This is a genomic window from Paracoccus alkenifer (assembly GCF_900108405.1).
Classification (GTDB): Bacteria; Pseudomonadota; Alphaproteobacteria; order Rhodobacterales; family Rhodobacteraceae; genus Paracoccus; species Paracoccus alkenifer.
Genome location: NZ_FNXG01000003.1, coordinates 125264 through 144345, shown reverse-complemented (window position 1 = coordinate 144345; position 19082 = coordinate 125264). Strand labels below are relative to the sequence as shown.

Below are 19082 nucleotides of genomic sequence, written 5' to 3'. Positions count from 1 at the left end.
CGAACAGCCCGTCGCGGTCCTCGTCCAGCGTAAGGTCCAGATCCAGGTTGGTGGTGGCGTTGGAATAGCCGGCATCGACCGAAAACCTGCCGCGCTTGCCGTCCAGCCGTTCGATCGACAGCCGCGCCCCGCCCTCGCCCCCGGCCAGTTCCATCGCGCCGTCCAGCCGCACCACCGCGGCCTCGCCGATCACCGGCTGGCCGATCTCGACGCGGTCGGCGGCGATGCGGGCGATCTCGACCGAGACGGGCAGGGTGGGCAGCGCGAATTCGCGAGCCTCGGGGGTGGGGCCGTCGCTACCGCCGGGCAGGCGCGGCAGCAGGATTTCGGCGGCGGAAAGCTCGCGGATCTGGATGCGGCGGGCGAACAGCGCAGAGCGGTCCCACTGGATCGCGCCGTTGCGCAGGGTAATCCAGACGCCGTCGTCATCGGCGATGGTCAGTTCCTCGAATGTGGCGCGCGAGGACAGCGCGCCCTGAAAGCCGCGCAGGACCACCTGCCGCCCGGCGCCCGACAGGTTGCGTTCAAGGAAACGGGTGATGAAGCCGCGGTCGTCATCCACCTCGGCCGAGATTTCGGCGGCGGCGGTGGCCAGATCCGGCTGTTCGGCGGCGGGCGGGGCCGCCGTATCCTGCGCGGCCAGCGGCAGGGGGGCGGCGGGGATGAACAGCGCCAGCGCGGCGGCGGCAAGCAGTTTGCGCATCAGAATGCCTGCCCCAGACCAAGGTAAAGCTGCACACCCTCGCCGGTGTCGCCGCCGACCGGGCCGGCCACGTCCAGCCGCAGCGGCCCGACGGGCGTGTCATAGCGCACCCCCACCCCCGCGCCGGCGTGCCAGTCGGTGTCGCCGCCGAAACCGCTGTCGGCCCAGACCCGGCCCGCGTCGGCAAAGGCCACCACGCCGATCTTGGGGCGCAGCTGGAAACGGACCTCTCCGGTGACGTTGGCCACGCTCATCCCGCCGGTGCGAATCGTGCCCTCGGGGCCGCCGGTGATGGCGCGCACCCCCAACGATTCAAAGGGCTGCCCGCGGACCGAGCCGCCGCCCCCCGACCAGAACAGATAGTCGCGCGGGGTTTCCTCGATCCCCGGGCCCCAGATCGAGCCGGCGCGGGCGCGCGCGGCCAGCGTCACGCGGTCGCTTTCGCCAAAGCTGCGATAGCCGCGGCCCTCGGCCACCAGCCGCAGGCCGGAACCGGTGTCGTCCAGCCCGGTGAACGGGGTCGCGGTTCCCGACAGCCAGAAACCGCGCTTGGCGTCGGTGGGCACGTCGCGGCGGTCCCAGGTCAGGGTCGAAGGCAGGGCAAGGATTTCAAAATGACTGGTGCCGCTGTCGTCGCGCACGCGCGAGCGGCGGTATTCCAGCCTGGTTTCCCCGGTCAGCCTTTCGCTCGGCAGCCAGGTCAGGCCAAGGCCGAACACGCCCAGATCCAGGTCGTAATCTTCCTCGCGCAGCCGCTCGCCCCGCGCCTCGACCGAGGCGGTGATGTCGGGGTTCAGCGTGGCCGGCCGGTCGATGCGCACCCCAGCCTTGAAATCGCGCCCCGAGTTGCCCGAGCCGATGTCCTTCAACTCGGCATCCACGCGCAGGCGCTCGCCCCCGCGCAACAGGTTGCGGTGCATCCAATAGCCGGAAACCATGGCCCCGTCGTTGCTGCTGATCTCGAACCCGGCGCCAAGGCGGCGCAGCTTTTGTTCGACCACGGTCAGGTTCACGTCCAGCGTGTTGTCGGGGCCAAGGGTTTCCGCCTCTTCCAGCGTGATCGCCGAGAACACGCCCGAGCGGCGCAGGCGGCGGCGGACGGTCTCGATCTTTTCGGGGTCGAAACGCTGGCCCTCGGGAAAGCCGGCGATCTTGTAAAGCCGCCGCGTGCTCAGCCGCTGGTTGCCGGTGGCGTGCAGCTGGCCAAAGCGGACCATCGGCCCGGGGGCCAGCGCGATGCGGCTGTCGATGCGCCGCGTGGCGTGGTCGGCGATGATCTCGGTCGCGGCGACATCGGCCTTGGCGTGGCCGTGCTCGCGCCAGCCGTCCACCCCGCGCCGCGCCGCGTTGCGCATGTCCGAGGTGCGGGCGATCTTTCCCACGCGGTAATTCTCGGGCAGCTCGGTTTCGGGGGCGAGCGGGGCGATATCCGCGCGCGCATAGCGAAAGGCGTTGCCCGGATTCACGGCGACGACCACCTGCCGCACCACCTGCGGCGCGTCCAGCGGGGCGATCCCCGCGGCCTCGACCCCGTCCAGCCGGATCTCGATGACCGAATCGTAATAGCCTTCGTCATAGAGCAGCCCCAGCAGCCGCGAATAATCCGCCCGCGCCGCCGCCAGCACATCCTGCGCGGTATAGCGCCCCTCGACCAGCGCGTCGGTGATGCGCGAGGTATCCCGCAGCCGCTTTTTCAGCGCGGCATCGCCGTTGCTGACGCGGAATTGCAGATCGACCGGAGAGTTCTTGACCGGGTCCGCACCGGAAAACAGCCCCGAAAAGGGCGAGGACGACGACCCGCTGCCGGCGCTTTGCGCCACGGCGGGGCCAGCCAGCAGACAGCCCGCTGTCGCGACCACGACCGCCCTGCCCAAGAAACCTGCCATCTGCTGCCCCCATTGGTTTGTTGCCGCCGCCGCGCGCCGGGGTTTTGCCCGAGTGTCGCAGGCCGGCGCCGGGATTTCTACCCTCGGTCGGGTTAACTTTTGCCGATGTTGTCAGCCTGTGACCGGCGGGCTGTGACCTGCGGGCGCCCAGCGGCGATTCTCGCGCATCCGTTCACGCGCCTGTCAAGCGCCTGCGGCCGGGCGCGGCGGAACCCTGCCGCCGGCGCGGCGTTTTCTGGGCAACTCATCAGCACCGACGCCGGCCGTGCGGCCACCCGCCGCGCGCATCGGCGCCGAAATGAAAGGTCTGCCCCATGCGCATCCTGCGCCCGTTTCGCACCCTGACCCTGATCGCCGCCGCTGCGGCCCTGCCCGCGGCTGCGATTCTGCCGGTTCCCGCCGCGCAGGCTGCGGCCCTGGCCCGGTCGGCGCCCGCGGGGCCGGTGCGCGGCTGGACCTCGGTCGCGGGCATGACCGGCCCCGAGGTGGTGCAGCTGGCCCGCCACCTGCCGGTTGAGACGGACCCCGGCAGCGACAGGCCGTGGTGCGACGCGGCCCCCGTCGTGCAATCGGCGCTGGCTGCCGAGTTCGAGGAAACCATGGTCGCCCGCCGCGCCGACGGCACGTCGCTGTGGGGCTCGGATGCGATGGGCACCTGGACGGTCCTGCTGGAACGCGCCGACTCGACGCATTGTGTGATCGGCTCGGGCATCGGCTATCGCGACGGCGTGGACCCCGGCTCGCTTTACGCAAGGGTGGGGCTGGGCTGAGGCGGCCGCGCGCGTTGCTTTCGCGCCCCGACTGTGACAATCCCGCCGCATTCCCATTGTGCGAGGTTCAGATGAGTCAGGCTGCCCCCCAAGATCATGTTGTTCGTGACCTTTCTCTTGCCGCTTTCGGGCGCAAGGAACTGGATATCGCCCAGACGGAAATGCCCGGCCTCATGGCCCTGCGCGAGGAATTCGGCGCGACGAAACCGCTGGCCGGCGCGCGTATCGCCGGCAGCCTGCACATGACCATCCAGACCGGCGTGCTGATCGAGACGCTGGTGGCGCTGGGCGCGGATGTGCGCTGGGCGTCGTGCAACATCTATTCGACCCAGGATCACGCGGCGGCGGCGATCGCGGAATCGGGCGTGCCGGTGTTTGCGATCAAGGGCGAAACGCTTGAGGAATACTGGTCCTATACCGACCGCATCTTTCAGTTCGCGGACGGCACGGCGAACATGATCCTCGACGACGGCGGCGACGCTACCATGTATGTGCTGCTGGGCGCACGGGTCGAGGCGGGGGAAACCTCTCTGATCGCCACCCCCACGTCGGAAGAGGAAGAGGCCCTGTTTGCCCAGATCCGCAAGCGCATGGCTGAAACCCCCGGCTGGTTCGCCCGCCAGCGCGACGCGATCCGCGGCGTGTCCGAGGAAACCACCACCGGCGTGCATCGGCTTTACGAACTGCACAAGCAGGGGCAGCTGCCGTTCCCGGCGATCAACGTGAACGACAGCGTCACCAAGTCGAAATTCGACAACAAATACGGCTGCAAGGAATCGCTGGTCGACGGCATCCGCCGCGCCACCGACGTGATGCTGGCCGGCAAGGTCGCGGTGGTCTGCGGCTACGGCGACGTGGGCAAGGGCTCGGCCGCCTCGCTCGCCGGGGCCGGCGCCCGGGTCAAGGTGACCGAAATCGACCCGATCTGCGCACTTCAGGCCGCGATGGACGGGTTCGAGGTGGTCCGGCTCGAAGACGTGGCCTCGACCGCGGACATCTTTGTCACCACCACCGGCAACAAGGACGTGATCCGCATCGAGCACATGCGCGCGATGAAGGACATGGCCATCGTCGGCAACATCGGCCATTTCGACAATGAAATTCAGGTCGCCGCGCTGAAAAACCACAAATGGACCAACGTCAAGGACCAGGTGGACCTGATCGAGATGCCCTCGGGCAACCGCATCATCCTGCTGTCGCAGGGCCGGCTGCTGAATCTGGGCAACGCCACGGGTCATCCCAGCTTCGTGATGTCGGCCAGCTTCACGAATCAGGTATTGGCGCAGATCGAACTGTGGACCAAGGGTGACGAATACCGCCCGGGTGTCTATATCCTGCCCAAGGCGCTGGATGAAAAGGTCGCGCGGCTGCATCTCGACAAGATCGGGGTGCAACTGACCGAACTGCGCCCCGAACAGGCGGATTACATCGGGGTTCCCGTCAAGGGCCCCTACAAGTCGGAGCATTACCGCTACTGATGCGGATCTTCTGGGGCACGGTCGGAGTTCTGGGCATCATCCTGGCATTTGCCGGGATGGTGCTGCCGGTGCTGCCGACGGTGCCCTTTGTGCTGCTGGCGGCCTTCAGCTTCAACCGCTCGTCGCCACGGTTTCACAACATGCTGATGAAGCACCGCGTCTTCGGCCCGCAGATCCGCGAGTGGCAGGAACATCGCGCCATCGACCCGCGGATCAAGCTGATCGCGGTGGGCAGCATGGCGGTCGGGCTCAGCATCAGCTGGTTCATCCTGCCGCTGTTCTACTGGACGATCCAGCTGATGATCCTGCTGGTGGCGGCGCTGTTCATCCTGACCCGCGCCAACCCTCCGCCCGCGATGTGACCCAAGGTCCAGGCGGCAGGGACTTCTTTCTGGCCCAAATACCCATGCAGCCCGGCCGCCCGTGCCCTCGCCGGATCGGGGGCGGGGCAGTGCCGCCCGCGTCCCCCCCGCAAACCCCGCGCACCTGCCTAGCCGCGCCCGGCAATCATCCGCTTGATCCCCGCCACATGCTGGGCCGATGCCCCCAGCGCATCCGCCGCCAGTTCGCGGGCGGCGGCCTCCAGCCCGTCCTCGGGGGTGATGCGGTCCAGCAGTCCCCATGACAGCGCGGCTTCCGCCTCGACCCGCTGCCCGGCCATCAGGATCGCCGCGGCCCGCGACGGCCCGACCAGCGCCCGCAGCCGCCCGGGGTCCGAGGGCTGGGGCAGGAACCCCAGCTTCATCACCGGGTAAAAGATCTTTGCCCCCGGCACCGCGATGCGCAGGTCGCAGGCCAGCACCATCCCCAGCGATCCGCCTGCCGCGGTGCCGTTCAGCGCGGCGATGGTCAGCGCCGGCGCCTCGGCGATGGCGGTCGACAGCTCCTCCCACAGGGGCGAGGTCGCAAGCCCGGCCCGCGCCGCCTCAAGATCCGCGCCGGCGGAAAACACCTTGCCCCGTCCGGTCAGCATGATCGCCCGCGCGCCCGCCTGAACCGCGGCCTGAAAGGCGCCGGTCAGGTCCGAAATCATCGTTGCAGTCAGCGCATTCGCCTTGTCCGGGCGGTTCAGCGTGATGGTCGCGAACCCGTCCTGCGGGCCATGTGTTTGAATCAAGACTGCCTCCCTTGGTCACGGCGCCGGATTATGCAATGTTCGGCGCGCGTCGCAACGCCACACATTCTAAAGGAACCGATTCATGCCTTTGCGGACCGCCACCTCAACCCTTGCCGTCCTTGCGTTGACGGTCCCTGCATTCGCCGACGTGTCGCCGGCCGAAGTGTGGCAGAACTGGGTCGAATATTACCAGGCGAACGGCTACAGCGTAACCGAAGGTGCACGCGAAGAGGCCGGCGATACCCTGACCCTGCGCGATGTCGCCCTTGCCTATCAGGCGGCCGAGCCGGCGATGGACCTGCGTGTGGTCGTGCCGGAAATCTCGATGCAGGCCACCGGCGACGGGCGGGTGCGCACCACCATGTCCGAAACCATCCCGATCACGGCGGCATTCGATGCCGACGGCGACGACGTGACGCTGATCGGCGCGCTGACCACCCGCGACGCGGACATCGTCAGCAGCGGCTCGGCCGAGGACATGGCCCATGAAAGCCGCATGGGCGAAGTCGTGGTCGCGCTGCAAACCGTGACCGTCGATGGCGACACCAAGGATGTGCCGGTGGCGCTGGCCCTTGCCAACCTGACCAGCAAGCAGCAGATCACCCGCACCGACGCGCTGCGCTTTGCGGCCGAGATCGCGGCGGACCGGATGACGGTGGACGCCGATCTCAGCAACCTGAACGACGACGACGGCGACCCGGTCAGCATCAAGGTCACCGGCGGGCTGGACGATCTGCGCGGGGCCTCGGCCGGGGTGTTGCCGCTTGACCTCAACCCCAGCGAAGACATGGCCGCGGCGCTGCGCGGCGGGATGGACGTCGACGCCACCTTTGCCGTCGGCACCGGGCGTTTCGATTTCGACTTTTCCGGCACCGACGACGATGGCGAAACCAGGCAGGTCGTCGGCGGGTATACGATCGACGGGACCGAGCTTTCCGTTGGCCTTGGCGCGCAGGGGCTGAAATACCAGGGCGCAATCGACGCGACCGCGGTCGAGTTGACGATCCCCGACATCCCCGGCCCGATCGCCTATTCGCTGGCCGAGACCACCTTTGACATCCAGGTGCCGGTGTTGAAATCGGACGAGCCGGCGCCCTTCAAGCTGGCCTATTCCATCGGCAAGCTGACCCTTGGCGACGCCATCTGGGATCTGTTCGACGCCGAGCGGGTGCTGCCGCGCGACCCCGCCAGTATTGACGTGGACGTCACCGGGCTGGTGCGTCTGGCCATGGACCTGTTCGACCCCGCGCTGGCCGAGGCGGCGGGCAACGACGAATCCGACCAGCCCTTCGAGCCGGTCGAGGTCGCGCTGAACAAGATCGCGCTGTCGGCGGTCGGGGCCAGCTTTGACAGCTCGGGCGAGCTGCGCATCCCCGAAGGCGGCGACGTGACCCAGCCCGTCGGCCATCTGAACGCCCGGATCGAGGGGCTGAACGGGCTGATCGACCGCCTGGTGCAGCTCGGCGTTGTCGGTAACGAAGAGGTGATGAGCTATCGCATGATGCTGGCGATGTTCGCGCGCCCCGCACCCGAGGGCGGCGACGCGCTGGTCAGCGAATTCGAGTTCCGCGAGGACGGCGGAATCTTTGCCAACGGGCAGCAGGTGCAATAACACCGCGCCATATGGGCGAAATTGCGGGGGCCGGGCCTGTGTCCGGCCCTTTCGCTTCGACGAAAAGGCGGCTGCATGACTCGAACCGATTCCCCCTCTGATCTGGCCCGGCTGACCGATGCGCTGATCGCGGCCGCGCGCGCCGCCGGCGCGGACGAGGCCGATGCCATCGCCACCTCGGGGACCGCGCTGTCGGTCGAGGTGCGGCAAGGCGCGCTGGAACACGCCGAGCGGGCCGAGGGAATCGAGATCGGCCTGCGCGTGATCCTGGGCGGGCGGCAGGCTTGCGTTTCGGCCAGCGAGACCTCGGACCGGACGCTGGCGGAAATGGCGGAACGCGCCGTCGCCATGGCGCGCGAGGCGCCGGTGGATGATCATGTCGGGCTGGCGCATCCCGACCAGCTGGCCACGGATACCGACGCGGGGCCTTTGCAGCTGGACGACGAACAGCCGCTGCCCGACCCCCCCGCGCTGCTGGAACTTGCCCTGCGGGCCGAGGCCGCGGCGCTGGCGGTCGATGGCGTCAGCATGGCCGAATCGGCCAGCGCCTCGGCGGTGCAGCGCCGCATCTGGCTGGCGGCCAGCAACGGGTTTTCGGCCGGCTACGGGCGCAGCAGCCACGGGATTTCCGCCGTCGCCATCACCGGCGAGGGGCTGGGGATGGAACGCGACTGGGCCGGCGAATCGCGGGTCTGGGCCGCGGATCTGCCCACCCCCGAAGACATCGGGCGGCTGGCGGGCGAACGCACCGTGGCGCGGCAGGGCGCGCGCAAGCCGCCAACCGGGGCCTTTCCGATCCTTTACGACGAACGCGTTGCGGGCACGCTGATCTCGCATCTGCTGGGGGCGGTGAACGGCAGCGCGGTGGCGCGCGGGTCCAGCTGGCTGCGCAACGACCTGGGCCAGCCGGTGCTGCCCGCGGGCATGGACCTGGCCGAGGATCCGCGCCGCCCGCGCCATGGGGCCTCGCGCCCCTTTGACGGCGAGGGGCTGCGCACCGCGCCCCGGCTGATCGTCGAGGCGGGCGAATTGCAGGGCTGGACGCTGGATCTGGCGACCGCGCGCAAGCTGGGCATGGCCTCGACCGCCAGCGCGGTGCGCGGCACCTCGTCGCCGCCCTCGCCGGGGACCAGCAATGTGACGCTGACCGCAGGCACCGCCTCGCCCGATGAGCTGATCCGCGAGATGGGGCGCGGGCTGGTGGTGACCTCGATGCTGGGGGCCTCGATCAACGCGACCACCGGGGATTATTCGCGCGGCGCCGCCGGGTTCTGGGTGGAAAACGGCGAAATCGCCTATCCGGTCAACGAATGCACCATCGCCGGCAACCTGCGCGAGATGCTGATGCTGATGGTCGCCGCCGACGACCTGCCCGACTGGCGCAGCCTGCGCGTGCCCAGCCTGCTTGTCGAGGGCATGACCGTTGCCGGAGAGTGACCTTGCCCTGATCCGGCAGGCCGCGGTTGCGGCCGGCGAAATCGCGCTGGCCCATTGGCGCGGCCGCTTTCGGCATTGGGAAAAGCCGCAGGGCGCAGGCCCGGTGTCCGAGGCCGATCTGGCCGTCAACACCGAGCTTGAGCGGCTGCTGCGCGCCGCCCGCCCCGATTACGGCTGGCTGTCCGAGGAAAGCCCCGACAGCGCCGCGCGCGCCAGTGCTGCCCGCGTGTTCATCATCGACCCGATCGACGGCACCCGCGCCTTTATCGAGGGGCAGGACGGCTTCGCCGTCGCCGTGGCGGTGGTGGAAAACGGCCGCCCCATCGCCGGGGTGGTCCACCAGCCGGCGCGCGGCGTCACCTATGCCGCCTGCGCGGGCGGCCCGGCCACCCGCAACGACGAACCCATCCGGGCCGAGGCCGTGCCGCTGGCGGGCGCCCGGGTGCTGACCGCGAAATCCTCGCTGGACCCCGGGTTCTGGCGCGGCGGCGTGGCGCCTGCGGTCAGGCGCGCGTTCCGGCCCTCGCTTGCCTCGCGGTTCTGCATGGTGGCGGACGGGCAGTTCGATGCGGTGCTGTCGATGCGGCCGGTGTGGGAATGGGATGTGGCGGCGGCCTCGCTGATTGCGGGATGCGCGGGCTGCGTGGTGACGGACCGGGGCGGGCAGGGCTTTCGCTTCAACCAGATGCCGCCCTTGGGCGACGGGCTGGTCGTGGCTGCGCCGGCCCTGCACGCCGAAATCATGGGCGCGCTGGTGGTGCTGCCGCCCGGCCGGAACAAAGGGACCGCTGAATGAAAAGACTGACCCCCGAGACGCTGGACCGGCTGGCCGACGCCATCAGCTTTCGCCCCGACACCGAGGCCGCCCGCCTGTTCCGCGAGGCGCTGGGCCGCTTTGCCACCGGCGTCACCATCGTCACCGCCGAGGGCGCGGACGGGCCGCAGGGGATGACGGTGAACAGCTTTACCAGCGTGTCGCTGGACCCGCCGCTGGTGCTTTGGTGCCCGGCGCGGGCGTCCAGCCGGCACGACATCTTTGCACAGGCGCCGGCGTGGTCCATCCATGTGCTGGGGGGTGAGCAGCTGGATACCTGCCTGCGCTTTACCCGCGGCGGGGCAGGGTTCAAGGGCATCGCGCTGGGCCGCACCCTGCTGGGCACGCCCGAGATCCCGGGGGTGGCGGCGCGGTTCGACTGCCACGCCCATGCGGCGCATGACGGGGGCGACCACTCGATCCTGGTCGGGCGGGTGGCGCAGGTGACCATCGCCGGGCCGGACGATCACCCGCTGGTGTTCGCCGCCGGCCGCTTCGGCGCGTTCGAGCCGGTGGCGGGCTAGGACGCGGCCCCTACACCGCAGCCTCGACCCGCGCGCCGGGAAATTGCGCGACCATCGCCGCGATTGCGTCGCGGTCGGGGGTCACGCAGGCGGCGGTGCTCAGCGCATCGGCCAGCGCGGCCGAGGGGGCCGAGATCGTGATCTCGCGCCAGTCCGCGGCGACGGGGCTGCCGGTGGCGGGGTCGATGATATGCCCGTCCTGCCCCGCCTGATCAAAGGTCGTGCCCAAGGGCGATGAGGTCGCCAGCGCCCGCCCCGACAGCCCGACCTGCCCGCCGGCTGCCAGCGTGATCTGCCACGCGCCGCCCCCCGGATGGCCGCCAAGGGCGCGGAATTCGCCGGTGTCGATCAGGATCTCGCTCAACCCCTCGGCGGTCAGCAGCGCGGCCACGCGGTCGGCGACATAGCCTTGGCCGATGCCGTTCAGCGTCAGCGCGGCCCCGGGGCGCAGGGTGATGCGGCGGCTGTCCAGCGTCACGCCGCCCCAGCCGACGACCGCACGGCGGGCCGCGATCTCGGCGGGCGCGGGCTGGTGGCCGGCGGCGGCCGATTCCGCCCACAGCGCCCACAGCGGCTGCACGCTGGGGTCGAACCGCCCGCCGCTGGCGCCATGCACCGCGCCGGCCAGCGACAGGCATTCCAGCAGCTCAAAGGGCGGGGCGTCCAGCGCGCCGTCGCGGTTCAGCCGCGCCAGCGCGCTGTCCGGGCGGTAAAGGCTAAGGATATTTTCCAGCCGGTCGATCTCGGCCAGCACCCGCCCCGAGATCGCCTGCGCGTCGGGATGCGCAAGCCGGATCGAGGCGCGCGCCCCCAGCGCCTGCCCCGACCACAGCCGCTCGGCGGGCGGAGGGGTGCCGGCGCGCAGGGCGGCGGGGGTCAGGGCCAGTGCGGCGGAAATCGTCAGCAGGCGGCGGCGGGTCAGCATGTCAACCTCCGGCGGGTTGGGAAAGGGCGCGCAGGCGCCGCAGGTAATCGTCATCATCCTCGTCGCCCATGTCGACGGGGGCCAGCACCATGTCGTCGCGGATCGCGCCCAGTTCCAGCACGGTCCCGCCCTCGGCATCGGCAAACGCCTGCGCGGCCTCGCGCGAGGAAAACGGCACGGTTTCGGGGGCGCCCATCCCGCCTTCGCGCGCCGAGCCGACGACGAAGAACGCAGCTTTCGCGTCGATCCAGTTGCCCACGCCGGGCACGTCCCAGCTGGCGCCGGGCGCACCCATGTCGTTGACATAGACGGCAAGGATCGGGGCCATCTGTTCGGGCGCGCGGGTATAGGCGACGGCGTCGCGGACCTGGCTGAAGAACAGCGTGGGCATCCCCTCAAGCACCACCTGCGCCTTGGGGCCGGGGTGTTCCAGCAGGTTCATCTGGCAGTAATGCCCCAGCGATTCGGCGGTGAATTCCTGCGGGCCGATGTCCTGCGCCACCTCCTCCTTGCAGGCGGACAGCGTCAGGGCGGCCAGCAGCAGGGCAAGCGGCAGCAGCTTCATGGCGTCACCTTGCGGAATGCGGCCCAGGCCAGAAACAGCGCCGCCACCGGCCACAGCACCAGCGAGGCCGCGGATTTCCACAGCGCAATGGCATGGGCGGCGCCGCCGATGCCGCCGGCCTCGGCCACGGCGTGGGCGGCGGACAGGTTGAACAGGCGGAACGCATCGGCCGGGTTGGCCAGCAGCGCCACCGGCAGCACATGGGTGGTCAGCGCGCCGCCGCCGTCGGTGACCACCATCGCTAGCAGCCCCAGATCGTAAAGCACCACGAACAGCAGCCACAGCCCCATCGCCAGCCCCGCCGCCCCCGAAGGGCGCCTCGACAGCGACGACAGCGTATAGCCCAGCCCCAGAAACGCCGCGCCCAGCAGGACCGAGGTCCAGATCAGCCGCCACAGCGACGGCAGCGCGGTGATCGAGGCCGGGTCGGTGATGAACGCCATCACCCCCGCCGCGCCATAGCCCAAGACCAGCGCCAGCGTCAGGATCGCCAGATGCGCCAGCAGCTTGCCCAGCAGGATCTGCAACCGCGACACCGGATAGGTCAGCAGCAGGGGCAGGGTGCCGCGCTCGACCTCGCCGGCGATGGCGTCAAAGCTCATCAGCAGGGCCAGCAGCGGCACCAGATAAACGGCCAGCGAGGTCAGCGACACGACCGTGACCGACAGCGGGTCCACGCCCACGTCGCCGGTCGGCGCGGCGCCCGTGGCGGCCAGCACCAGCGAAAACAGCACCATCAGCGCCGTGGCGATGGCCACCCAGCGGTTGCGCAACGCGATGCGGAATTCGGATGCCGCGGTGGCGAGGATGCGGCTCATGACCCGTCCCTATGGCTGAAATTCGTGTAGATGTCTTCGAGGCTGGGCGGGATCACGTCCAGATCGGCCATCTGCGGCCCCAGCGCGGTGACGATCCGCGCCAGCACCGCCAGCTTGTCGGCCTGCGGACAGTCCAGCCGCAGCCGCCCGTCGGCGGTGGCCGTGGCGCCGGGCAGGGCAGCGGCCAGCGCCTTTGCGCGCCCCTCGGCCGGGGTGACCAGCAGCGTGACCGGCAGCGCGGCCTCTTGCCGCAGGCTGGGCAGAGTGCCGCTTGCGACCAGCCGGCCGCGCGACAGGATCAGGATGCGGTCGGTGCGGGCCTCGACCTCGGTCAGCGCGTGGCTGGACAGCAGGATCGAGGCGCCCTCGGCCGCCAGCCCGTCCAGCAGCGCGTAGAAATCGCGCCGCGACACCGGGTCCAGCCCCGAGGTGGGTTCGTCCAGCACCAGCAGGCGCGGCCGCCCGATCAGCGTCTGCGCCAGCCCGACGCGCTGGCGCATCCCCTTGGAATAGGTGCCGATGCGGCGCCGCGCCGCGTGGCCCAGCCCCACACGTTCCAGCAGCTCGCCCGCCTGCGCGGTGCTTTCGCCGCGCAGCGCAAGGTAGTGGCGGATCTGTTCCTCGCCGGTCAGCGCCGGGTGAAAAGCCGCATTTTCGGGCAGATAGGCGACCTGCGCGCGGCTGGCGGCCGATCCGGGGGCGCCGCCGCAGACCGAGACCTCGCCCCCGTCAAAGGGGATCAGTCCCAGGATGATCTTCATCATCGTGGACTTGCCGGCGCCGTTGTGGCCCAGCAGCGCCATGCGCATCCCCGGTTCCAGGGTCAGCGACACCTCGCGCAGCGCCTCGACCGAATCGTAGCGCTTAGTGAGTCGTGAGATTTTCAGCGTCGAAGTCATCGAAATTACCTTTGTCCCAGCGCCCGGCGACGGCGGCTTCCATGGCGCGAATGTCGTCGGGGACGGGAATGGCCAGCGGCTGCATCAGCGGCGCGCTGTCGCGCACGCCGCCGGGCAGGGTGGCGGGAAAGTTGCTCTGGCTCCAGCGGATCAGCTGGACGGCGGGCGACCCGGTCAGCAGGGCCGCGGCGGGCTGCGACCACAGGATATGGTCCATCAGGTCGTTGGGGCGGTAGGTGCCGTCGGCGATGCCGTCGCCGTTCAGGTCAAAGGCGGGGTGGTCGGACCAGTAGTTGCCGCGTCCCTCAAGGCTCCATTCCATGTGGCGGGTGCCGACGTATTTCACCTGCTCGCGGTTGCTCAGAAAGGCATTGCCGGTCAGCACGTTGCGTTCCGACCCGGCGGTAAAATGGATGCCGATGCCGCAGTCCTGAAAGCGGTTGTCGTAGATCAGGTTCTTGTGGGCGTTGTAGATGAACAGGCATTTGCCGGTGCCGCCGCGCACCAGATTGCCGGCCACATCGCCGCTGTTGGCATAGTTCAGCATCACCCCGTGTTCGCGGTCGCCAAGGCTGAGGTTGCCGCGAATCACCGGCCGGTCCGAGAACATGATCGCAAAGCCCAGATGGTTGCCGATGCTGATGTTGCCCGACACCTCGGTGTTGCGAGTATACATGAAATGCACCGCAAAGCGCAGGTCGCGAAACAGGTTGTTGCGATAGAAACTGTCGGCGCTGGTGTTGGAAAAAATGCCGTCGCGGCCGTGCCGGATGATGTTGCGTTCGACCACGGTGCCGGGGCTGTTCCAGACATAGACGCCGTTGCCGCGTTCGTTCATGTGCTGATGCTGGGTGCCGGTGATCTGGTTGCCGATCACCTGCGCGTCGCGCCCGCCGTGGACGTCGATGCCGTGCATGTTGTCGCTGAGCGCCAGTTCCAGCACCTGCGCCCGGTCGGCGCCCTTGCGGATCTTGACCCCGGCGTCAAGATCCTGGTTCTGCATCCCCGAGCCGGTGACGGAAAACCCGCGCAGCGTCACGTCGGGGGCCTCGATGGTGATGACCGTGCCCTGTCCCTGCCCGTCCACGATGGCATCGCGCGAGCCGGTGATGGTCAGCGGGCGGTCGATGGTGACGGGGCCGGCGTGGACCCCGTCGCCCAGGGTCAGCACATCGCCGAGGGATGCCCCGGCGATGGCGCGCGCAAGGCTGCCCTGCCCGGGCGCGACCTCGATCCCGGCGGCAAGCGCAGCCGGGGCAAGGATCAGGCCAAGGATCAGCGACAGCCAGAGCATCGGATCAGGCCGCCTTCGGCTCGACCAGCATCCGGCCGCGCATTTCCATGTGCAGCGCGTGGCAGAACCACTGGCAATAATACCAGTAGACGCCCGGGCTGGCCGCGACAAAGGTCACCGACGAGGTCATCTGCGGCCCGATCTCCATCGCGACACCGTGGTTGCCCATGGTAAAGCCGTGGGTCAGGTCGTCGATCTCGTCCAGGTTGGTGATGATCACCGTCACCTCGTCGCCTTCGGTCACCGTGAAGCTCTCGATCGAGAAGCTGGGGGCGACGCTGGACATGTAGACGCGGACCTTGTTGCCATCGCGGATGATCGTGTCGGTCCATTCGTCGATGTCGACGCCGTCCGCATCGGCCTGCTTGCGGGTTTCGGCCCACATCTCGTCGTCGCGGTCCCACACCGACTTGATGACCCCCGACATGATCGCGGGATCGACGGCGATGGCGTCATGCGGCTCGGCAAAGGTGGGGCCGTCGTGGACCAGCACCATCTGGTCGCCGGAAATGTCGATCAGCTGGTCGTTTTCCGGCTTGAGCGGGCCGACGTTCAGGAAACGGTCCTTGGAAAACTTGCACAGCACGACCAGCCAGTCGTTCTGCGCGTCCAGCGTTTCGCCCATCGTGGTCTTGAGGTGGCCGGGCTGGTAGTGGACGTCCAGCTTTTGCTTGATCGGGTCCACGTCCTCGCCGGCATAGGCGCGGATCGCGTCCTGAATGTTCCACTTGACCACCTGGCTGTCGATGAAGGTCGAGGTATAGGCGTTGCCGCGCCCGTCAAAGGCGGTGTGCAGCGGGCCAAGCCCCAGTTCCGGTTCCGCCACCACGGCGCTGCGCAATTCGGCGCCTTCATAGAAGATCGCGTCCAGCCGGGTCACGTCAAGCACGGTGACGGTGGGCGACAGCTTGCCGTTCAGGACCAGATGGCGCTTGTCCGGCGCCATGTTGCAGCCATGGGGGTTGTTGGCGATGGGGATATAGCGGGTGAACTGGCTTTTGGCCTCTTTGCGGCCGTCCAGCACCTTGCAGCCGTTGATTTCCTCATACTGGCCGGCCTCGATCGCCTTTTCGATCTCGGCGATGTTGAAGATGACGACGTGGTCCATCTCGGCCTCGCTCATCTCGGCGAGGTTCATCCCCATTTCCGAGTTGTAGCTGGTTGAGAACGCCCATTTCCCTTCGTAGTCGCAGTCGGTGTTGTCGAGGTTGCCCGACACCAGCACCTGCCACGCGACCTCCATTTCGTCGGCGTTCACGGCGGTGAACACGTTCACATAGGTCGAGATATCATCCATCGTGGTGCCGTCGTTGATCAGCGGCGCCTCGTCCTCGCCGTTGCAGAACAGATAGTTGCTGCGCGGCCATTTCTGCGGACGCATCCCGTGGATCGCCTTGGCGTTCGGGATTTCCAGGATGGAATCGCATTTCATCACGTCGCAGCGCACGCGGGCGACGCGGGTGTTGGCCTTGTCCTGCATGAACAGGTAGCGGCCGTCGTATTTGCCCTCGGTATAGGACATGTGCAGGTGGTGCAGGTCGCCGTTGTCGTGGATGCGCTTGCCGTTCGCCGCCAGATGCTTGCGGGTCTTTTCGGTCATCGAGCGCTCAAGGATCCGCAGCGATTCGTTGGTTTGGCCCCAGCCGGTGGCCGAGCAGCGGTTGAACACCGGGATCCGCATCAGCTCGCGCATCGAGGGGATGCCGAGAATGCGCACCTCGCCGGTCTGCCCCGAGGACCAGAAACCGTAATACTGGTCGAGCTGCCCGGGGGCGATGTTGATGTCCGCCGCGCCCGCCGCACCGGCGGTGCCGGCGGTCACGGCCGCGGCCGTGCCCAGCCCCAGCGCGGCCGGCCCCAGCGCCAGCCGGCCGCCGAAGGCGCCCGCGACGGCGGCGCCGCCGGCGGTGGCGCCCAGCAGGGCGCGGCGGCTGAAGCCTTTCTTGTCGTTGGTTTCCATGTTCGACCTCCTCTGTTTCAGGTCTTGAGTCTCGGGGTTGCGTTGGGATGGCCCGCCGGGGCCGGTCCCAGCCGTGGCGCGGGGCTGGCGGCCACCGACTGGCGGCGCTTGAGCTGCCGGATCACCACCGGGCATTTCGTTTCGGACTGATAAAGCACCTGACAATGCAGGCAGTTGATGCACTCGTTGGGGTTGATCTCTCCGGTCGGGTGGATCGACTGCACCGGGCATTCATTGGCGCAGGTCTGGCAGGGGTTGCCACACTCGCGATAGCGCTTGAGCCAGTCGAACATCCGCAGCCGCGCCGGGATCGCCAGCCCCGCGCCCAGCGGGCACAGGTAGCGGCAGTAAAAGCGTTCCACGAACAGCCCCGCCACCAGCAGCGCCACCGCATAGGCGACAAAGGGCCAGGCGCGGACAAAGTTCAGGATGATCGCGGTCTTGAACGGCTCGACCTCGGCCAGGCGCTCGGCCTGCTCGATACTGGCCAGCGACACCCCGAAAAGCCCAAGGAAGATCATGTATTTGACCGGCCACAGCCGTTCATGCAGCCCCCAGGGCAGGGTCCATTGCGGGATGCGCAGCTTGCGCGCGATCTGGTTGGTCAGCTCTTGCAGCGCGCCAAAGGGGCACAGCCAGCCGCAATAAGCGCCCCGGCCCCAGAACAGCAGCGCCGCCGCCACCGCGAACCACAGGATGAAGGTCAGCGGGTCCAGCAGGAACGCCTGCCAGCTGAAACCCGACATCAGCGACCCGGTCAGCGCCATGATGTTCACCACCGACAGCTGCGCGTTGAACATCCAGCCCAGCACCACCAGCGTCACCGCCAGATAGGCCATGCGGAAGATGTAGAAGCGCTTTTCGTTGCGGGTGGCGAAACCCTGGAAAAAGAACACCAGCGTCAGCACCGCCAGCATCGCGCCCAGAATGGCGATCTTGACCTTGGAATCGCGCCAGATCCGTTTCCACAGCTCGGCCTGCGCCTGGCTTTCCGATGGCTCGGCAAAGATGGCGGGGGCGGGGGCGGTGGCGGTTTCCGCCGCGCCGGCCGTCTCGGGGTCGGCCGGGGGCGGGGTGGCGGCGCGCAGATATTGCTGCGGCAGCTGATAGCCAAGCTCAAAGGTGGTGAACAGCTTTTCGGTCGGCCCGACGTCGCGATGCACCAGCAGCTGGATACGGAACGGCCGGGCCGGGTCGAACCCCGCCTCTGCCGGGATCTTGAACAGGTCCATTTCCGGGAATTCGGGCGCGTCCGCAGGGCGGATGCCGTTGATGCGGCGGTGTTCCCGGTCGTGGAAGCGCACCGAAATATCGTCCTGAATCAGCACGATCCGGTCAAAGATGCCGCCGCGAACATAGCCCGACCCCTTGAAGCTGTAGAGCCCGCGCCCCACCACCGCGATGGCCTGTTCGCCGGGCTTCAACCAGCTTTGCAGGTTGGCGTTCTGCGCCTCGCCCAGCAGCGATTCGCCGATCGAGGGGACCGACGCCAGCGCCACCTGCATCTCGATAAAGGTGGTCTCGGGGTCGTCGGTCAGCGCGCGGCGGGCGGCGCGGGGGTCGGGGTTGGCGGCGAATGCCTCGTTGACCTGCGCGACCTCAAGCACCAGCCGGCGCAGGGTGCCGTCGCCCTCCATCTCGGCCCAGTCGGCGGGGGCGGGGGCGTCGGGATCTATCTCGAAGCTGGGGCCGGTGGGCGCAGCGGGCGCGGCCAGCCCGCCCAGACCCAGCGTCCGCGCCACCCGCAGGCCGGAACGGACGATGGAATCGTCGATCACCATGACGGTGACCGTCGCGCCCGAGATGATGTCGACATCATGGGCGGTGCCGCCGGCCGCGGCCTCGGGCACGAGGTCCAGCCCGCGATAGCCCTCGACCATGGTCTGCACCCGCGATTCGGGGATGCCGATCAGCACGATGGGTTCCGAGTGGTGCACCAGCTGCACGCCGGCGATCCTGGCGTCGGCGTCCACCGCGACCATGGTATGGATGGGCTTGCCGGAATAGCCGGTGGTGCCGACGAAATCCGTGGTGACAAAGGCCCAGGCCACGGTTTCGCCGCCGCGCAGCACCGGGGCCACCGGGATGTCGTCGCGGATGGGGCCGAAGCCGTCGGCACCCTCGACCAGCTCGGCGGCCGATTGCGCGGGCAGAAACTTTGCCAGCACCGATTCCGCCTGTGCCGGCCCCGTGACTGCCAGCCAGCTGCAAAGAAGGACGACGAGGCGAAGGATGTTCATGGCTGGCGTTCCGGCTGTTTTCGCCGCTGCTTAGCAAACC

Annotated in this window: 16 protein-coding genes; 7 read left to right on the top strand and 9 right to left on the bottom strand. The window is 68.7% G+C overall.

Features of this window, described 5'->3' with window-relative positions; translation table 11 throughout:
* Positions 1–702: 702 nt before the first annotated feature.
* Positions 703–2589, bottom strand: a complete 1887-nt coding sequence (locus tag BLW83_RS09045; protein ID WP_090847857.1) for an autotransporter assembly complex protein TamA — start codon at positions 2587–2589, stop codon at positions 703–705.
* Between the two features lie 314 nt (positions 2590–2903).
* Here BLW83_RS09045 and BLW83_RS09040 point away from each other — a divergent pair, with 314 nt between their 5' ends.
* From BLW83_RS09040 to BLW83_RS09030, 3 genes are all read left to right on the top strand, one after another.
* Positions 2904–3359 (top strand): hypothetical protein, encoded by a 456-nt coding sequence (locus BLW83_RS09040; protein WP_090847855.1) that lies wholly within the window; start codon positions 2904–2906, stop codon positions 3357–3359.
* Between the two features lie 71 nt (positions 3360–3430).
* A complete protein-coding gene (gene ahcY / locus BLW83_RS09035; RefSeq protein WP_090847852.1) occupies positions 3431–4837 on the top strand; it encodes an adenosylhomocysteinase in 1407 nt (468 codons plus the stop codon).
* On the top strand, positions 4837–5199 hold the full coding sequence (locus BLW83_RS09030; protein WP_090847849.1) for a YbaN family protein: 363 nt from the start codon (positions 4837–4839) through the stop codon (positions 5197–5199). The genes ahcY and BLW83_RS09030 overlap by 1 nt, the downstream gene beginning before the upstream one ends.
* A 128-nt stretch (positions 5200–5327) precedes the next feature.
* Here the strand turns inward: BLW83_RS09030 and BLW83_RS09025 are convergent, their stop codons facing one another.
* Complete coding sequence (locus BLW83_RS09025) at positions 5328–5951, bottom strand: enoyl-CoA hydratase/isomerase family protein (RefSeq protein ID WP_090848157.1); 624 nt, start codon at positions 5949–5951, stop codon at positions 5328–5330.
* An 85-nt stretch (positions 5952–6036) separates the two neighbouring features.
* Here BLW83_RS09025 and BLW83_RS09020 point away from each other — a divergent pair, with 85 nt between their 5' ends.
* The 4 genes from BLW83_RS09020 to ferA all read left to right on the top strand — a co-directional run bounded on the left by BLW83_RS09020 (position 6037) and on the right by ferA (position 10341).
* Positions 6037–7566: a DUF2125 domain-containing protein gene (locus BLW83_RS09020; RefSeq protein ID WP_090847847.1), complete on the top strand. Its 1530-nt coding sequence runs from the start codon at positions 6037–6039 to the stop codon at positions 7564–7566.
* A gap of 75 nt (positions 7567–7641) precedes the next feature.
* Positions 7642–9003, top strand: a complete 1362-nt coding sequence (locus tag BLW83_RS09015) for a TldD/PmbA family protein (RefSeq protein WP_090847845.1) — start codon at positions 7642–7644, stop codon at positions 9001–9003.
* Entirely contained in the window at positions 8990–9799 is an 810-nt protein-coding gene (locus BLW83_RS09010; RefSeq protein WP_090847843.1) for a 3'(2'),5'-bisphosphate nucleotidase CysQ, read from the top strand. The genes BLW83_RS09015 and BLW83_RS09010 overlap by 14 nt, the downstream gene beginning before the upstream one ends.
* Positions 9796–10341: a flavin reductase FerA gene (ferA, locus tag BLW83_RS09005; protein WP_090847841.1), complete on the top strand. Its 546-nt coding sequence runs from the start codon at positions 9796–9798 to the stop codon at positions 10339–10341. Before BLW83_RS09010 ends, ferA begins: the two co-directional genes overlap by 4 nt.
* Before the next feature lie 10 nt (positions 10342–10351).
* Here ferA and BLW83_RS09000 read toward each other — a convergent pair whose 3' ends face one another.
* The 7 genes from BLW83_RS09000 to BLW83_RS08970 are packed head-to-tail and all read right to left on the bottom strand — an operon-like array spanning position 10352 to position 19042.
* Positions 10352–11266, bottom strand: a complete 915-nt coding sequence (locus BLW83_RS09000; RefSeq protein ID WP_090848156.1) for an FAD:protein FMN transferase — start codon at positions 11264–11266, stop codon at positions 10352–10354.
* Between the two features lies 1 nt (position 11267).
* Positions 11268–11831 carry a nitrous oxide reductase accessory protein NosL gene (locus tag BLW83_RS08995; RefSeq protein WP_090847839.1) on the bottom strand — a complete coding sequence of 188 codons (564 nt, stop codon included), beginning with the start codon at positions 11829–11831 and terminating at the stop codon, positions 11268–11270.
* Entirely contained in the window at positions 11828–12649 is an 822-nt protein-coding gene (locus tag BLW83_RS08990) for an ABC transporter permease (protein ID WP_090847836.1), read from the bottom strand. The genes BLW83_RS08995 and BLW83_RS08990 overlap by 4 nt, the downstream gene beginning before the upstream one ends.
* Entirely contained in the window at positions 12646–13548 is a 903-nt protein-coding gene (locus BLW83_RS08985) for an ABC transporter ATP-binding protein (RefSeq protein WP_090847834.1), read from the bottom strand. The genes BLW83_RS08990 and BLW83_RS08985 overlap by 4 nt, the downstream gene beginning before the upstream one ends.
* Complete coding sequence (locus BLW83_RS08980; RefSeq protein ID WP_090847832.1) at positions 13514–14842, bottom strand: nitrous oxide reductase family maturation protein NosD; 1329 nt, start codon at positions 14840–14842, stop codon at positions 13514–13516. The genes BLW83_RS08985 and BLW83_RS08980 overlap by 35 nt, the downstream gene beginning before the upstream one ends.
* 4 nt (positions 14843–14846) lie before the next feature.
* Complete coding sequence (gene nosZ / locus BLW83_RS08975; RefSeq protein WP_090847830.1) at positions 14847–16802, bottom strand: TAT-dependent nitrous-oxide reductase; 1956 nt, start codon at positions 16800–16802, stop codon at positions 14847–14849.
* 17 nt (positions 16803–16819) lie between these two features.
* Positions 16820–19042, bottom strand: a complete 2223-nt coding sequence (locus tag BLW83_RS08970) for a NosR/NirI family protein (protein WP_090847828.1) — start codon at positions 19040–19042, stop codon at positions 16820–16822.
* Between the last annotated feature and the right edge of the window lie 40 nt (positions 19043–19082).

Bases quoted from the DNA above. Each gene is read 5' to 3' on its own strand.
- nosZ (WP_090847830.1), bottom strand. From the start codon at position 16,802: ATGGAAACCAACGACAAGAAAGGCTTCAGCCGCCGCGCCCTGCTGGGC.
- ahcY (WP_090847852.1), top strand. From the start codon at position 3,431: ATGAGTCAGGCTGCCCCCCAAGATCATGTTGTTCGTGACCTTTCTCTT.
- BLW83_RS09000 (WP_090848156.1), bottom strand. From the start codon at position 11,266: ATGCTGACCCGCCGCCGCCTGCTGACGATTTCCGCCGCACTGGCCCTG.
- BLW83_RS09020 (WP_090847847.1), top strand. From the start codon at position 6,037: ATGCCTTTGCGGACCGCCACCTCAACCCTTGCCGTCCTTGCGTTGACG.
- BLW83_RS09045 (WP_090847857.1), bottom strand. From the start codon at position 2,589: ATGGCAGGTTTCTTGGGCAGGGCGGTCGTGGTCGCGACAGCGGGCTGT.
- BLW83_RS09040 (WP_090847855.1), top strand. From the start codon at position 2,904: ATGCGCATCCTGCGCCCGTTTCGCACCCTGACCCTGATCGCCGCCGCT.
- BLW83_RS08970 (WP_090847828.1), bottom strand. From the start codon at position 19,042: ATGAACATCCTTCGCCTCGTCGTCCTTCTTTGCAGCTGGCTGGCAGTC.
- ferA (WP_090847841.1), top strand. From the start codon at position 9,796: ATGAAAAGACTGACCCCCGAGACGCTGGACCGGCTGGCCGACGCCATC.
- BLW83_RS09030 (WP_090847849.1), top strand. From the start codon at position 4,837: ATGCGGATCTTCTGGGGCACGGTCGGAGTTCTGGGCATCATCCTGGCA.
- BLW83_RS08980 (WP_090847832.1), bottom strand. From the start codon at position 14,842: ATGCTCTGGCTGTCGCTGATCCTTGGCCTGATCCTTGCCCCGGCTGCG.
- BLW83_RS08985 (WP_090847834.1), bottom strand. From the start codon at position 13,548: ATGACTTCGACGCTGAAAATCTCACGACTCACTAAGCGCTACGATTCG.
- BLW83_RS08995 (WP_090847839.1), bottom strand. From the start codon at position 11,831: ATGAAGCTGCTGCCGCTTGCCCTGCTGCTGGCCGCCCTGACGCTGTCC.
- BLW83_RS09015 (WP_090847845.1), top strand. From the start codon at position 7,642: ATGACTCGAACCGATTCCCCCTCTGATCTGGCCCGGCTGACCGATGCG.
- BLW83_RS08990 (WP_090847836.1), bottom strand. From the start codon at position 12,649: ATGAGCCGCATCCTCGCCACCGCGGCATCCGAATTCCGCATCGCGTTG.